Origin of the sequence: Kutzneria chonburiensis, assembly GCF_028622115.1 — a bacterium.
Lineage (GTDB): Bacteria > Actinomycetota > Actinomycetes > Mycobacteriales > Pseudonocardiaceae > Kutzneria > Kutzneria chonburiensis.
This window is the reverse complement of record NZ_CP097263.1, coordinates 3,490,992-3,506,243: the sequence shown is the minus strand read 5'-3', so window position 1 is coordinate 3,506,243 and position 15,252 is coordinate 3,490,992. Positions and strand designations below refer to the sequence as shown.

Here is a 15,252-nt window from a genome sequence, read left to right as displayed (position 1 = left end):
GGGTTTGTCCGGCGCCGGGGCAGTGGACGCCGGACAACAACAACCGGACAATGGCCGGCGTCGCGCCGGCCAAGGTCTGGGGGCTACATGCCGCGTGCTGAACAACCGCTCGACCTGGACGGCTCCGCGCTGTCCGAATTCGCGGCCGAGCTGCGGAAACTCCGTGAGCTGGCCGGTCGCCCGACCTATCGGGAACTGGCCGCGCGGGCGCATTTCTCGTCAACCACGTTGTCCGACGCGGCCGGCGGAAAGCGCCTTCCCAGCCTGGCCGTGACCCTGGCCTATGTCCGGGGGTGTGACGGCAACGTCGAGGAGTGGGAACAACGCTGGCATGCCGTGCGGGCGGCAGCGGAGATCTCTCCGGAAATACCGGACGACGCCAACGCCCCGTACGTCGGGCTGGCCAGCTACGACATCGCCGACGCCGACCGGTTCGTCGGCCGCGAGCACCTTGTCGCCGACCTCGCCGAGCGGGTCCGGCGACAGCGCTTCACCGCCGTGTTCGGCCCGTCCGGGTCGGGCAAGTCGTCGGCGCTGCGGGCCGGCCTGATCCCGGCGTTGTCCGGCCGAACCGCCCTGATCACGCCCGGCGGCCGGCCGATGGCCGCGCTCGACGGCGTCGCCGCGGATGTGGTTGTCGTCGACCAGTTCGAGGAGCTGTTCACGCTCTGCGGCGACGAGGCCGAGCGGGAGCGGTTCATCGCCGCGCTGCTCGACGCCCCGTACCGCGTGGTGATCGGCGTCCGGGCGGACTTCTACCCGCACTGTGCGCAGCACCCAGGTCTGGTCGCTGCCATGCAGGACGCGCAGGTCACCGTGGGGCCGATGACGATGGACGAGTTGCGCCGCGCCATCGTCGCGCCGGCCGCGCGGGCCAACTGTGCCGTCGAGGGGGCGCTGCTAGCCACGTTGATGTCCGAGGCGTCGGGACGGCCCGGGATCCTGCCGCTGCTGTCGCACGCGCTCCTGGAGACGTGGCGCCGCCGGGCCGGTGCCAAGCTCACGCTGGCCGGCTATCAGAGCGCCGGCGGCATCGCGCATGCCCTGGCGCGGACGGCCGACACGGTGTTCGACGGGTTCACCGAGCCACAGCAGCTGACCGCTCGGGACCTGTTCGTACGGCTGTGCGTGCTGGGCGAGGGCACAGAGGACACGCGGCGGCGGGTGCCGCGGTCCGAGCTCGATCCCGGCGTCGACGACGTGATCACGCAGCTGGTCGACGCGCGGCTGGTGGTGGCCGACCGGGAGTCGGTGGAGATCACTCACGAGGCGCTGATCCGCAGCTGGCCGCGGCTGCGGCGGTGGCTGTCCGAGGACCGTGAGGGCCTGCGGATCCACCGGGCGCTGACCGAGGCGACCGCCGCGTGGGAGGCCATGGACCGTGATCCCTCGGCGCTCTACCGCGGGGCCCGGCTGGAGCAGGCGCTGCTGTGGCGGGCCGCGGCCTCGCCGTCGGCACGGGAAGGCGAGTTCCTGGACGCCAGCGAGCTCGGCCGGGAAGCCGAGCTGGCGGCGGCCCGGCGGCGGACCAAGCGGCTGCGGGTCCTGATGGCTGCCGTTGTCGTGTTCGCGATCGTCGCCGCCGTCGCCGCCGTGGTTGCCGGCAATGAACGCACCACGGCGTTGAAACAACGGGACGACGCGCAGTTCCAGCAGGTACTGGCCGAGTCGGACTGGCTGCGCGACCGGGATCCAGCGTTGTCGGCGCAGCTGGCCATGGTCGCGTGGCGAATGCGGCCCGGGGACGACTCCGTGCGCACCCGGCTGCTCAGCACGCAGACCGCCAACCTGGCGCAGACCATCGGCAACCACAACGGCAACGTCTACTGGACGTCGTTCAGTCCGGACGGCGAGGTGTTGGCCACCGCCGGCAACGACGACACGTTCCGGCTGTGGGATCCGGCTCGGCCCGCGCTGCTGGCGTCCATGCCCGGCGACCAGCACGGCTGGGTCAGCGCCGCCGTGTTCAGCCCGGTCGGCCGGGTGCTGGCGACGAGCGGGCAGGCCGGCAGCGTGCAGCTGTGGAACGTCGCCGATGCCCGGGCGCCCAAGCGTTTCGGGGCGGCCATCCCCGCCGTCGGCGGCAGCGTGTCCCTGCTGGCGTTCAGTCCCGACGGCCGGCTGCTGGCCACCGCCGACAACGACGGCACCGTGGGGCTGTGGAACGTCGCGGACCCCGCGCATCCCCGGTCGCTCGGCGTGCTTCGCGGGCACACCCAGGCCGTGCGGTCGGTGGCCTTCAGCGGTGACGGGCGGTTGCTCGCGTCCGGTGGCGAGGACAAGACCGTGCGGGTGTGGAACATCCAGGACGTCGAGCATCCCGTCGCCGTCGGGAATCCCTTGACCGGCAACAACTTGCTCGTCCATTCCGTGACGTTCAGTCCCGACAGCCGCTATGTCGTGTCCGGCGGGCAGGACGGCGCCGTGCGGATCTGGGACGTCGGCACCGGGGCTGCGGTCGGGGCACCGCTCACCGAGCACAGTTCCGGCGTGTGGTCGGTGGAGTTCAGCCACGACGGCTCCATGCTGGCCACCGGCAGCGCCGACGGCACCGCCGGGCTGTGGAACGTCGCCGATGTGGCGCACCCGGCGTTGTTGTCGCGGGCCAACGCCGGCGGCGACGTCTATACGGTGTCCTTTGCGCCCGACGACAATCGTGTGGTCACCGGCAGTTCCGACGGCGTGGTGAGGCTGTGGTCGTTGCCCGGTCGGGTGTTGCTCGGGCATCGCACTACTGTTGACGCCATCGCTTTTCGGGCCGACGGGAAGCTCGTCGCCACCGGCGGTCTTGACGGTGTCGTGCGTTTGTGGCGGGTCGAGGATTCCTCCCTCCTGGCCGAGATTCCGCCGCCGGCCGGCGAGGTCGCTTCGTGCAGCGCCAGCTGCACCGACATCGAGATCAGTCCCGACGGTCGCACGCTGGCCGTCTTGAGTCAGGCCAAGGTGTTGCGGTTCTGGGACATCGGCAACCCTGAGCAGCCCGCGCCGCTCGGTGACGGCCTGAGGACCAGGACTCCGTACCGCGCCGCCTTCGCTTTGAGCCCCGACGGGCGGACCATGGCGTTGCCCGACGACCAGCACGGCATTCAGCTGTGGGACGTCACCGATCCTCGAACCCCGGTCGTCGTCGGTCGGATCACCGGCGAGATCGGCGGGAACGCCGTCGTCTTCAGTCCCGACGGCCGGACGTTGGCCACTGTGGACAGTGATCACAGCATTCGGCTCTGGGACGTCTCCGTCCGGTCTTCCCCTCGGGCCGCCGGGCAGCTCAGGGGCAACTCCAGCAACGTCGTGACCATCGCCTTCTCGCCCGACGGCCGGACCCTCGCCTCCGCCGGGTCCGACCAGACCGTGCGGCTGTGGGACGTCGCCGCCCGGGCCGCCGCCGTGATGCCCGGGCACACTCGTTCCGTGTCGACCGTCGCCTTCAGTCCCGACGGCCGGACCTTGGTCAGTGGGAGCACCGATCAGACCATTCGCTTCTGGGACGTCGGCCGGCGCACCGCTTTCGGCGCTCCGATGGCCGCGTTGACCAGCCGTGGCGCCGGGTTGACCTACAGCCCTGGTGGCCAGTACCTGGCCGTGTCCGACGATGCCGACACCGTGCGGCTGCTCGACCTCGACGTGCAGCACGCGGTGTCGCGGATCTGCGGGACCACGGATTCGGTCACCGAGGGCCAGTGGTGGCGGTACCTGCCCACGTTGCCCTACGACCCGCCCTGCCGAGCGTGAGCTACCGCCGTTCGTCGGTTGTCCGGGCCGGTGGCGGTCGGGAAGCATCGGAGGTGTCCCTGCGATGATCAGGAGCCCTGATGCGCCTTCTGTTGCCGGTCGCCGTCGCCGTGGTCACGCTCGGGCTGGCGGTGCCGCAGGTGGCGGTGGCCGCCCCGACGACGAGCGCCTGCGTGACGCCGCAGTTCGCGGACGGCCTGGCGCAGAGCGTGTTCCCGACCGACCAGACGACGTGGCTGCGCGGCGAGGCCTGGGTGCAGACGCCCGACGACAGCGATCACGACGGGGTGCCGGACCGCGTGCACGTCGACATCACGCGCCCGGCACAGACAGCGGACCCGAGCTGCCACTACCGCGCGCCGGTGGTATTCGAGGACAGCCCGTATTACGCGGGCATCGGCCCGGCGGAGAACTGGCAGGTCGACCACGACCTGGGCACACAACCGCCGCCACGCCCGGTGACGCCGAGCTGGCCGGCGACGAACACGAGCCCGATCGTGAGCCGTGGTTACGAGACGACGTGGCTGCCGCGCGGATTCGCCGTCGTGCACGCGGAATCGCCGGGCACTGGCCTGTCGACGGGCTGCCCGACCTCGGGCGGACCGAACGAGACCAACGGCGGCAAGGCCGTGGTCGACTGGCTCAACGGCCGCGTGCCGGCGTTCACCAGCGCCACCTCGACCGACCGGGTCGACGCGGACTGGGCCACCGGCAAGGTGGCGATGATCGGCACCTCCTACAACGGCACGCTGCCGGAAGCGGTGGCCAGCACCGGCGTCGACGGCCTGGCGGCGATCGTGCCGATCTCGGCCATCTCCGACTGGTACGACTACTACCGTGCCAACGGCATGGTCCGCGCCCCGTTCACCTTCCAGGGTGAGGACCTGGACGTGCTGGCCGACGCGGTGTACTCGCGGGCCGACCGCAAGGTGTGCCAACCGGTGATCGCCGGGCTGGCGGCGCACGAGGACCGGGTCACCGGCGACTTCAGCGCCTTCTGGAACGACCGGAACACCATGCGGGACGTGCGGAACGTGCACGCCGCGGTGCTGATGGCCCATGGCGACAACGACTTCAACGTGATGACCAAGAACATGGCCCAGTTCTACGACGCCGTCAAGGCGCAGGGTGTGCCGCACATGCTGTACTTCCACCAGGGCGGCCACGGCGGTGCGCCGCCGGACGTGCTGGTCAACCGCTGGTTCACGCGTTACCTGTTCGGCGTGCACAACGGCGTTGAGCAGCAACCGAAGGCCTGGGTGGTACGAGAGGCAAACGCTTGCCCGACAAGGCAGACGACGTCGGTCGGCGACCAGTCCAACGTCACGACTCTCGCGGTCGCGGACTCAAGTCGACTGACCCTCGGTTTCACGCCGGCGATTCCCGTCACCGCGGCCGACGGCACGGTCAAGAACACCAACGCCGTCATCACCAAGATCCCCGACCGCACGCACATCACGCTCTCCGTTGCGGTGGCGGCAAAGCCGGGCGAACGTGTCGTCTCCGGGGCGGTGATCGGCCTGCCGTGCAGCAGCGCGAACCCCACGCCGTACGCCGAATGGCCTGACCCGGCAACGGGTCTGGTCACGGCAAACCTCACCGCGGGTGCGCCGGGCATCGGCGGCCTGACCCTGCGCCCGGCCAGCGCCGTGACCGAGACCCTGACCGACGACGCGTCCGTGCCGGCGGTGACCTCGGCCAATGCCGCCACGTCCGGTACCCGGCTGCTCTACCAGACGCCGGCGCTGGCCACGAACGTGCGGATCTCCGGTACGCCATGGGCTTCGCTGTGGGTGGCGTCCTCCGCGCCGCGGGCCAACCTGACCGTGGCGCTGGTCGACTACCCGCCGACCGGCAACGGCACCATCCTTACCCGGGGCTGGCTGGACCCGCAGAACCGAACCTCGGCGGCCGCCACGGAGCCGGTCACGCCCGGCCAGTCCTACCGGCTTCGCCTTGACCTGCAACCGAAGGATGCCGTCGTGGTGGCCGGGCACCGGCTCGGGCTGATGGTGCTGGCCAGCGACCAGGAGGCGACGATCCGCACGTCGCCGGGCACCAAGCTGTCCGTTGATCTCGCCCGCAGCACGGTCAGTCTGCCGATTGTCGGTGGCCCGCAAGCGTTCGCTTCGGCGACCGGTGGCACCGACCTTGCCGCCGTGCAGCAGGCAGCGGCCGCCGCCGGCCTCCACCTTGACAACAACCGTTGTCAGACCCTCGACGGTTTCCTGCGCACGGTGTTCGACCGGGTCGGCGCCGGCCGGCTGACCGTGGACCAGGCTTCGGTGCTGCTGGCGGCCAACCAGATCTCCGTGCGGCAAGGGTGTTTCGATGCCGGCAAGGTCGGATCATGGGTGACGCCCGAGCGGGTCGGTCAGGCCTGGACGCACGCTTCACGGCAGGTGGCCGAGCAGGACCTGCTCGACCTTGCGAGCACCGGGGACCGGCGAACCGTCGCGGCCGTCGGCCAGTTGGTGGTCAGCGGCTGGGATGCGTGCTGGCCGGTTCGGACCCTGCGCGGCGACGCGGCCACCCGCCTCGCCGACGAACTCGGCTGCTGATCAGGAGGTCTTGGCGATCACGGTGTCCTTGAGCTGACTGCCGTTGGCCGAGTACACCAGGCAGAAGGCGTCGCGCGCGCCGCCGTCCGGCTCGTCCTCGGTCTTGACGTGGTTCCACGCCTGCTCGCCCGGCACAAGGGCACGGAAGCGCAGCGTGGTGTCCTTGTCCTTGGGGGCGATCTTGTTGCTCTCGAACAGCAGCGCGCAGTAGCCCTCGGCGCTGCGGGCCAACACGTCCTCGCCCGGATAGTCGCCCTTGTAGTTGGTGTCCAACGGAGTTGTCGTGCCGTAGACCTGGACGTCGTGCGGCTCGTCGCACGACATCGAGGCCGTGTAGGCGTGTCCGGCCACCATGGCCCCGCCGGCGCAGCTGCCGGTGTACAGCTTGAACTGGGGGATCTCCGCGCCCGGGCCGTAGCTCCAGGTGGTCTGGATGGCCGGCGAGGCCACCGCCGTGTCGGGCTCGTTGAACCGTCCGGTCAGCCAGCCGCCGCCGAAGGCCGCCGCGGCCAGCACCACCGCCGCGCCGATCAAGGCGGCAATCTGCTTGCCGCGCTTGGGTTTCGTGAGCGGCGCGGTGGCGAGGGCGGTCGTGGTGTTGCCCGGGGTCTGGTTGCCGGCCAGCTCCAGCAGGTGCATGGCCTGCTGGTGGGACAGCCGCGCCTCGGGCGAGGTGATCAGCAGGCCCATGATCGCCGAGGCCAGCGGGCCCTGGCAGCGGCTGAGATAGGGCACCTCGTTCGTGACGGCGTAGAGCGTGGCCGCGGTGTTGGCCCGCTCGAACGCCGCGTAGCCCTCCACGGCGAAGAACAGGGTCGCGCCGAGCGCCCACAGATCGGTGGCCGGTGTCGCCACGGCGTGCTGGATGCGTTCCGGCGCAAGGTAGCCGGGGGAGCCGATCACCGCGCCGGTGTTGGTCAGGCGGGGGTCGTCGTCGATGCGGGCGATGCCGAAGTCGGCCAGCTTGGCCCGGCCCGACGGCAGCACCATGATGTTGCTGGGCTTGACGTCCCGGTGCACGATGCCGGCCGAGTGCGCGTTCTCCAGCGCCGACAGCACCTGCTTGCCGAGAGCCGCCACGGCGGCCGGCGGCATCGGGCCGTTGGCCGCCACCCACTGCGTCAGCGTCGGCCCCTCGACCAGCTCCATCACCAGGAACAACCGGCCGTTGTCGCTGACCACGTCGAACACCGTGACCACGGTCGGATCGCTGAGCCGGCCGGCGCTGCGGGCCTCGCGCAGCACCCGCTCCTCCAGGATGTCGCGCCGCTCGCCGTGCAGGTCGTCGGGCAGGCGCAGCTCCTTGACCGCCACCGGCCGGCCGATCACGCGGTCCTCGGCCCGCCACACCACGCCCATGCCGCCCCGGCCCAACTCGGCCAGCAGGGCGTATCGGCCGGCTACCAGCCGCTGTGTGTCCGGGGTGGTGGCCACGGGCGAGATCCCTCCGCGCTGACGATCGTGTGGAGGGGACAGTACATAACGGTGCTGTTGACAACAGATGTTGTCGGCGGGAGCATGCTGGGGTGCTGTCCGACGAGCAACGCGCCGAGCTGACCGCCGCCATTGACCGGCTGTCTCGAGCCGACGACGCGGACGGTGATCAGCGGGAGCACTGGCTGGCCGTGCTGACCACGCTGCTGGCCGTGCGGGACAGCGCCGAGCAGCTGGCCGCCACGGCCGCGCGGAGGGCCGCCGAACACGGCGCCGACTATCCCGATATCGGCGCCGCGGCCGGCATGACCAGGCAGGGTGCCCGTCGCAAGTGGCCCGGGCTGCGGCGTTAGTTCGCCGCCGCGGCGGATTTCCCACGCAGCACGGCGGTGGCGCTGCTGGCCTTCTTGATCGCCGATTCGATCTGGCTCATGGTCGACGAAGCGCTCAATGCCGGCAACGATTTCAGGGCGTAGAGGGTGAACGTGTACGGGTGTTCCTTGCCGCCCGGGCAGGGGCCGAAGTACTGGAGTGCCGTGGCGCCGCTGCCCATCGCCTTCTGTTTCGCGCCGCCCTGCCCCGGCACGTCGTAGCCCGAGCCGAGGCCCTCGGGCAGCGACGCCGTTGCGGCCGGGATGTTCCAGATCGCCCAGTGCACCTTGTCGCCGCCGTTGGCCACGTCCGCCAGCACGATCGCGTAGCCCTTCACGCCGGCGGCGCCGCCGGTCCAGGCCAGCGGTGGCGACACATCCCGGCCGGCCTTGTGGTCGAAGACGCAGGTGTAATGGTCGGGGACCTTCGCGTTGTCCGCGAACGCCGTGCTGGTCAGGGCCAGGCCCGGGGCGGCCATTGCCGGTGTCGCCGTCAAGGTCACGGCCATCGCCGTCGCCACGAGCACGGCCATTCGCTTCGCCACTGCGTCCTCCCAGTTCGTCCTTCGACGGTGGCGCGGCGGCGGGGAATCCACTTCTACAAGGATTCGGACAGTACTGTCAAGAAAGCGCTTTCCGGATAAGGACGACGCGGTCACGTGTTCGATTTCACCGATAATGCAGCCGGTCCTCATGGGGTGGACAACCTGCGGATTGTCGCCGGTGGGGCATACTCGCGGTGATCAACGGACCAACCCAGGAGGACGAGAACATGCCGGTCTCGAAGGCCCACGCCAGCTGGAACGGGGACATCCCCACCGGGTCGGGCCAGTTCAACGCGGGCAACAACATCACCGGTGGCGTCACCTACAAGTCGCGCTTCGAGGACGGCCCCGGCTCCAACCCGGAGCAGCTCATCGCCGCCGCCCACGCGTCCTGCTACTCGATGGCGCTGGCCAGCGCGCTGGCCAAGGCCGGCTTCACCGCCACGTCCATCGAGACCGACGCCTCGGTGACGCTGCGCCCGGTCGACGGCGTGCCGACCATCATCAAGATCGAGCTGGTCACCAAGGGTGACGTGCCCGGCGTGGACGCCGACCAGTTCCGCGAGTTCGCCGAGGGCGCCAAGGCGGGCTGCCCGGTCAGCCGCGCGCTGGCCGCCGTGCCGGAGATCACCCTCGAGGCCACCCTGGCCTGATCGCGGGCCCGGCCCGCCTCGGCGGGCCGGGCAGCGCCGGCTGTCCACCAGCTGGCCGGACCTGTTCCGGTACTGGTCAGCGGTCGACCCGGAACGGCTCGGCCAGCGCCCGCAGCTCGGCCGCGCCGACGCTGGTGAGCAGGTCGGCGGCCGCGAGGTTGTCCTCCAGCTGCCGCACGCTGGTCGAGCCGAACAACGTGGTGGTGTTGGCCGGATGGGTGAGCGTGAAGGCCAGGCACAGCTGGGCCGCCGTGGCACCGATGCTCTCGGCGGCCTTGGCCAGGGCATCCACGTTGTCGGCGATACGCCGCTGCGCGTCGTCGTGCGGCTCGGCGCCGGTGCGGCTCTTGCCCAGCAGCCGCCCGCACTCGAACACCGCCGACGACTGCAACGTGACGCCGAGGTCGCCGAACACCGCGCCGAACTCCGGGCCCTCCACAGTGGACCGGCGGGCCACGCTGTACACCAGCTGGGCCATTGACGGCCCGGGAACGCCGTCGGCGGCGGCGAAGTCGTGCGCGGCCCGGATCGACGCCGGCGACCAGTTGTTCACGCCCCACTGCCGGATCAACCCGGCCCGGTGCAGCTCGGCCAGTTCCGTGACCAGGGCGTGGAGATCGGTGTCGGCCGGGTGCGCGCTGACGATCACCAGGTCGGCGTGCTCGACGCCGCCGCGCAACAACGCGTTCTCCAGCTGTTCGCGGAGGTTGTCGCCGAAGTAGTCCTCCAGCCACAGCTTGGCCGAGAACAGGTAGTCGTCCCGGCGCAGGCCGGCCGCGCGGACCATGGCCGAGAACAGCACGTCGGTGAACACCGGCGGCCGGTCGGCGGTCCCGTATACGCCCACGTCGAACAGGGTGATCCCGGCATCGACGGCCCGGCGCAGCATCCGCACCGCGTCCGGGAAGTGCATACGGTCGTAGGTGTGCCACGAGCCGAGCGCGAGGATGCCGGTGGTCTGGCCGTCACGGCCGATGCGGCGCTGGGGCAGGACAGTCACGTCCCCATCGAACCACGGCCCGCCACACAATTACGGTCATGCCCGGGAAGGTGTGCCCGAGCGACGGGCCCGGATCATGCCCACCACCCCGGCGATGCCGGCCAGCGCCAGGCCGACGGTCATGATCACATTGCCGGCGACGGTGCCGAGGTTGGGGGAGAACAGGTTCGGCGTGAGCTGACCGGCCAGGCCGCCGACGACCACGATCCAGAACGAGATCAGCACGGCGAACACCGGATGCCACCACCAGCGGGCGGTGCCCAGCGTGAGCAGGCCGGCGCCGAGGATGAACAGGATGCCCGGCGGGAAGGCGATGCCGAACGGCTGCTCGCCGGCCGAGAACATCGACGGGTCGGCGGCCCACTGAACGAGCAGACCGCCGATGCCGACCAGCAGCCCGGCCAGCGAGACGACGGTGCCACGGTTGAGACGACGGAACATCATGCACTCCTGACGACTGCGGCGATGGAAAGGACTGCGGCAACAGCGAAACTGAGCATCTGCACCCAACCGGCGGCGAAGTCGAGCACGGCGTCGGGCCGGATGAGCTTGGCGGTGAACTCCGAGGACACAAGGCCGCCGTACAGGAAGAAAGCGCTCATCAGCGTGGCTGACAGGGGCGTGTAGCGCCACGGGGCCAGCGCCACGAGCAGTGCGAACGCGGGGTAGATGAACGGGCCCGGGCCGTCGTAGCCGGTCGCCTCGTCGGCGATGGCGGCTGTGCTTGTCGGCGCCGCCTTCGGCGTCGCGGGCTCGGCCCCTATGGGGCCGATGCTTCGCCCTTGCCGGATTTAGCCCGCCGCATCGGCTCGGGTGGGTGGTGGCGTCGGGTGGCGGCGGGCGAAATCCGCCAACCGGGCGAAGCATCGGCGGGGCCGAGCCGATCCTGGGTTTGGCAGCCGTGTTCTTCTCGGCGACGGGCACGCGCCGAGGTCGCTGTCGCCGGCCTGGACGGGCTGAATCGTGCTGCCGTGGTCGCGGGCACGATTGCCGTTGGCGCGGAACGACCCCGCCCGCTGGAACGGGTCTGGTCTGTCGCTGCTGGTGTTGGCGGCGCGGTGTTGCTGGTAAACGGGCCGGTGTTGCTGTGCCTGGTGGTCGCGGTGTTCGAGCTCGCCCGCCAGCGACCGCTACGGGAATCGGCCCCGGCCGGCGCGGTGGCAGCGGTGATCTCCTCGGCGACCATCCTGCTGCGGCTGCTCGGCGACGGGCACACGCCGACGCTGCTGGCGCTGGCCTGGACGGGTTGGATCGTGCTGCCCTGGTCGCTCGGCGCCTTGATCCACGTGATGAAGGCCGCGCGCCGCAACCTGATCGCCCGCTCGGCGTTGGAGGAAAGGATGCGGCTGGCCGGCGAGGTGCACGACATCGCCGGCCACGGTTTCGCCGTCGTGAGCATGCAGGCCGGCGTGGCGCTGCTCGTCTTCGACGAGCAGCCGGCCCAGGCCCGGCTCTTCGTGGAGGCGATCAAGGAGACGTCCGCCGCCGCACTGGCCGACCTGCGGCGGATGCTGGACGCCGTCCACCCGGCCGGCATCCACGACCTGATCCGGCAGGTCCGGGCCGGTGGCCTGGCGGTCGACTTCACCATGGACGGCGAGCTGCCGGAGCCGGTGAACGGCACGGTGTACCGGGTGGTTCAGGAAGCGTTGACCAACATCCTCCGACACGCCGGCCCGACCACGGCCGAGGTGGCCGTCGACCGCGGCGAGCGGCACGTGCGGGTCCGGGTGAGTGATCGCGGCGTCGGAGCGGCAGCGCCGGCCGGTCGGGGATTGGCCGGCATGCGGCGAAGGGTCGAAGAGCTGGACGGACGATTGGAGGCCGGACCCCGTGCGGGCGGCGGGTTCCAGGTCGTGGCCTGGCTGCCGGTGAGCCGATGATCCGGGTGCTGCTGGCCGACGATCACCAGCTGGTCCGGATGGGCCTGCGCGTGCTGGTCGACCGTGAGGACGACATGCGGGTGGTCGGCGAGGCGGACAACGGCCGGCAGGCGCTGACCCAGCTGAGCCGGATCCCGGCCGACGTGCTGCTGCTGGACATCCGCATGCCGGGTATGGACGGCCTTGACGTGCTCAAACGCCTGGACCACCAGGTGAAGGTCATCGTCGTCACGACGTTCGAGATCGACCGCTACGTGTTCGAGGCGCTCGGCGCCGGGGCCGGCGGCTTCGTCCTCAAGGACAGCGCCCCCACGGAACTGGTGCCCGCCATCAGGGTCGTGGCCAACGGCGAGGCGTGGCTGTCCCCGTCGGTGACCCGGCTGATGGTGTCCACCTTCGCCCGGCGCTGGACCGCGCCGACCGCGGTCGACGGCCTCGACACGCTCACCGGGCGGGAGCGGGAGATCGCCGCCTGGGTGGCGACCGGGCGGTCCAACGGCGAGATCGCCGACGCGCTGTTCCTGTCGCCGGCCACCGTCCGCACCCACGTGACCCGGGCGATGGGCAAGCTCAACGCCCGGTCTCGGGCCCAGCTTGTCGTGCTGGCCGTGCGAGCCGGGCTGACCGTTCAGTGATCGGCGCAGCAGGGCGTCGGGTTGGGCACCTCGAACGGCGCGAACCGGCCCGCGCCGGCCGGCGTGACGGCCAGCACGAGCTCGCCGCCCTGCCATTCCGGCCGAAGGTGATCACGCGTGTCCAGGAAGTCGTCCGCCCCAGGCTGTTCCGAGCCGCCGACGACGTGCAACCGGTCGATCGACGAGCCGGCCAGCAGATCGCCGACCCGCACGGCACCGGTGAGCTCCGAGCCGGGGAACACCACGGCTCGGCCCGAAACACCGTGCTGCGCAAACGCTTCCGCGGCGGCCAGGCCGTCAGGGCCGGCCCGGAAGACGACCGAGACGACGCTCATCTCCGGATCAACCGGAAGACTCTCCACATCGGACTCCAGCGACACCGCGATGTGCGGGCGCTCGCCGCGGATCAGATGCGTGCCGGCGACAACCGGCCCCGGGAGGCGGGCCACCAGATCATGGATCAGGTGGTCCGCCTCCCGCAGCGACCGGCTGCCGGTGTCGACGCCGAAGACCGTCACGACGGCAGGACCCACAGGGGGTTGCTGTAGAACCAGAGGTCCTTCCACGGGTCGGCCGAGCCCAGCACGTCCATCGCCGGCCCGACCGGGTCGACGCCCGCGCCGTGCAGGCCGACCGCGCCGCGGTTGCCGTCGGTGCCACGCAGCCGCAGGTACTGCGGCTTCGAGACCCGGCCCAGCGGGTAGGTGAAGCTGACCGTGCCGGTGGACTTGTTGACCTCGAAGGACTTCACCACCTTGGCGGTCGGCGCGACGAAGCCGTCACGGTCGGCCGCCTTGCCGGTCACGTCGCCGGCGATCACGTCGACCCTGGCCAGCGTCGGCACGAACTGCGCCCAGTTCGGCCCGTTGGCCAGGTCGATGGAGATCACCAGATCGACCTCGGCGCCGCGCCGCACGTGCAGCATGCCGCCCAGCGGCACCTCGTCCCGGCCGTTGCGGGCCCGCAGCCGCACGTCGAGACCGCTGATCAGGCCGCCGTGGTCGACCCACACCCGGCCGGCGCGGATGCCGTCCATCACCGCCGCGTAGGAGAAGTCGCACGCGCCGACGTGGGTCCGGGAGTAGTAGCCGGGCCAGAAGTCGCTGTCGCCCAGGTTGAGGTCGCCGCCGTAGACCGGGTCGTTGTACTTGCCGTTCTTGGTGAAGTCCGAGCCCGGGCCGCGCACCGCGTTGTCCGCGTACACGTTGTGCGAGTCCGAGTTGGCGGTGATCCACCACGGCTTGCCCTCGGCCAGCAGGCTGTCCCACAGGCCGCCGACCGTCGCGGTCATCCAGTCGAAGCCGCCCCACGTGCGGTAGCTCTCCAGCGGGTAGCCGGGGAACGAGTCGGCGCTGGGGCTGTTGTCGTAGCCGCCGCGGCCGCTGCCCGGGCCGTGCGGCGCGGGGATGCCCGCGCCCTGGTGGCCCGGCGCGCCCTCCATGCCGACGGCGATGTTCGGGGCCGCGTCCCGCCACGCGCGGATCTCGTGCGGCGAGTCGATGCCCTTGCGGGCCGGGTGGTTGGCCAGGAACAGCGCGTCCTGCACGCGGTGGCGGCGCACGGCGTCGGCCAGGAAGTTGACGCCGGCGATGGCCAGCGCCTCGTTGGCCGGCGTGCCGGCGGTCGCGCCCTTGACCGAGCCGTCGTAGGTGTTCTCGAACTCCTTGAGCAGCGGCAGCTCGTTGCGGCCCGGGTGCACGAACACGGTGCCGTGCTCGGCCGCCGGGATGTTCCACTCCAGGCCCTGGAACACCAGCGTGTCCTTGACCTTGTCGCGGGCCGCCACGATGTCCGGGTTGACCTTGTCCACGCCGATCTTGGCGTGCTCGTTGCTGCCGTGGTCGGTGATGACCATCCAGTCGAGGCCGTACGCGTTGGCGTGCCGGACGTGGTCGAGCACCCGGTACTTGCCGTCCGAGCTGTACTGGGTGTGGATGTGGTGGTCGCCGGCCAGCCACAGCAGGCCGCCCCGCGACCGGTTGCGCTCGGGGCCGGCCGCCGCGGTGCCGGCCGTGGCCAGCACGCTGGCCGAAGCCAGGCCGGCGCCGAGCAACCCGGCCCGGCGGAACATCGATCTGCGCGACAGCGCGTCCGGGCTCAGCTCCTGGTCGGGCACGGACAGGTCGGCCGCCGCCGACAGGCCCTCGCCGCCGTGCTCGTGGTCGTGCCCATGGTCGTGCCCATGGTCGTGCCCATGATCGTGGTTGTGGTCGTGACCGTGATCGTGTCCCACCTGGAAACCCTCTTTCGCCGCCGCGCCGACACGGGCGTTTCGGGCGAAGCCTCACCTGCCCCGGCAAACCGGACGTGAACGACAACTGTCCCGAAGATGGCCATCCCGCTGCCCGCCGGCGAGGTCACGCCCGGCTCCGGGGCGGACGCGGTTGGTGATCGGGTTGCTATCCGGAGAGCTCTCCGCTAACGTCGGAAGCATGCGG

At 71.0% G+C, this 15,252-nt stretch carries 12 protein-coding genes and 1 pseudogene; 6 read left to right on the top strand and 7 right to left on the bottom strand.

Translation table 11 applies throughout. The annotated features are described in order from the left end of the window. Positions 1-87: 87 nt before the first annotated feature. Both M3Q35_RS15650 and M3Q35_RS15645 read left to right on the top strand, forming a co-directional pair. Entirely contained in the window at positions 88-3,732 is a 3,645-nt protein-coding gene (locus M3Q35_RS15650; protein ID WP_273942506.1) for an nSTAND1 domain-containing NTPase, read from the top strand. An 80-nt stretch (positions 3,733-3,812) separates the two neighbouring features. Then, entirely contained in the window at positions 3,813-6,293 is a 2,481-nt protein-coding gene (locus M3Q35_RS15645; protein ID WP_273942505.1) for a Xaa-Pro dipeptidyl-peptidase, read from the top strand. Here the strand turns inward: M3Q35_RS15645 and M3Q35_RS15640 are convergent, their stop codons facing one another. Next, positions 6,294-7,727, bottom strand: coding sequence for a serine/threonine-protein kinase (locus tag M3Q35_RS15640; protein WP_273942503.1), 1,434 nt, complete (start codon positions 7,725-7,727; stop codon positions 6,294-6,296). A gap of 92 nt (positions 7,728-7,819) precedes the next feature. On the opposite strand from M3Q35_RS15640, the gene M3Q35_RS15635 reads away from it, so the two are divergent. After that, on the top strand, positions 7,820-8,080 hold the full coding sequence (locus M3Q35_RS15635; protein WP_273942502.1) for a hypothetical protein: 261 nt from the start codon (positions 7,820-7,822) through the stop codon (positions 8,078-8,080). Here the strand turns inward: M3Q35_RS15635 and M3Q35_RS15630 are convergent. Continuing rightward, a pseudogene (locus M3Q35_RS15630) lies at positions 8,077-8,565 on the bottom strand (YbhB/YbcL family Raf kinase inhibitor-like protein); the annotation flags it as partial. The gene M3Q35_RS15635 and the pseudogene M3Q35_RS15630 overlap by 4 nt on opposite strands. 305 nt (positions 8,566-8,870) lie before the next feature. Between M3Q35_RS15630 and M3Q35_RS15625 the strand changes: the two are divergent. Further along, positions 8,871-9,296 carry an OsmC family peroxiredoxin gene (locus tag M3Q35_RS15625; RefSeq protein WP_273942500.1) on the top strand — a complete coding sequence of 142 codons (426 nt, stop codon included), beginning with the start codon at positions 8,871-8,873 and terminating at the stop codon, positions 9,294-9,296. A gap of 76 nt (positions 9,297-9,372) precedes the next feature. Here M3Q35_RS15625 and M3Q35_RS15620 read toward each other — a convergent pair whose 3' ends face one another. Genes M3Q35_RS15620 through M3Q35_RS15610 form a run of 3 tightly spaced genes read right to left on the bottom strand, consistent with a single transcriptional unit; the run spans position 9,373 to position 10,943 of the window. Further along, complete coding sequence (locus M3Q35_RS15620) at positions 9,373-10,296, bottom strand: aldo/keto reductase (protein ID WP_273942499.1); 924 nt, start codon at positions 10,294-10,296, stop codon at positions 9,373-9,375. 36 nt (positions 10,297-10,332) lie between these two features. Further along, a complete protein-coding gene (locus tag M3Q35_RS15615) occupies positions 10,333-10,740 on the bottom strand; it encodes a hypothetical protein (RefSeq protein ID WP_273942498.1) in 408 nt (135 codons plus the stop codon). Further along, positions 10,737-10,943 carry a hypothetical protein gene (locus tag M3Q35_RS15610; protein WP_273942497.1) on the bottom strand — a complete coding sequence of 69 codons (207 nt, stop codon included), beginning with the start codon at positions 10,941-10,943 and terminating at the stop codon, positions 10,737-10,739. Before M3Q35_RS15610 ends, M3Q35_RS15615 begins: the two co-directional genes overlap by 4 nt. 324 nt (positions 10,944-11,267) lie before the next feature. Here M3Q35_RS15610 and M3Q35_RS15605 point away from each other — a divergent pair, with 324 nt between their 5' ends. Both M3Q35_RS15605 and M3Q35_RS15600 read left to right on the top strand, forming a co-directional pair. Continuing rightward, complete coding sequence (locus M3Q35_RS15605) at positions 11,268-12,179, top strand: sensor histidine kinase (protein WP_273942496.1); 912 nt, start codon at positions 11,268-11,270, stop codon at positions 12,177-12,179. Next, positions 12,176-12,814: a response regulator gene (locus M3Q35_RS15600; protein ID WP_273942495.1), complete on the top strand. Its 639-nt coding sequence runs from the start codon at positions 12,176-12,178 to the stop codon at positions 12,812-12,814. Before M3Q35_RS15605 ends, M3Q35_RS15600 begins: the two co-directional genes overlap by 4 nt. Here M3Q35_RS15600 and M3Q35_RS15595 read toward each other — a convergent pair. Together M3Q35_RS15595 and M3Q35_RS15590 are read right to left on the bottom strand one after the other, a co-directional pair. After that, the gene (locus tag M3Q35_RS15595) at positions 12,808-13,332 is read right to left on the bottom strand and encodes a hypothetical protein (protein WP_273942494.1); all 525 of its coding nucleotides are present in this window, start codon (positions 13,330-13,332) and stop codon (positions 12,808-12,810) included. The genes M3Q35_RS15600 and M3Q35_RS15595 overlap by 7 nt on opposite strands. Further along, positions 13,329-15,047 (bottom strand): PHP domain-containing protein, encoded by a 1,719-nt coding sequence (locus M3Q35_RS15590; RefSeq protein ID WP_273942493.1) that lies wholly within the window; start codon positions 15,045-15,047, stop codon positions 13,329-13,331. The genes M3Q35_RS15595 and M3Q35_RS15590 overlap by 4 nt, the downstream gene beginning before the upstream one ends. Between the last annotated feature and the right edge of the window lie 205 nt (positions 15,048-15,252).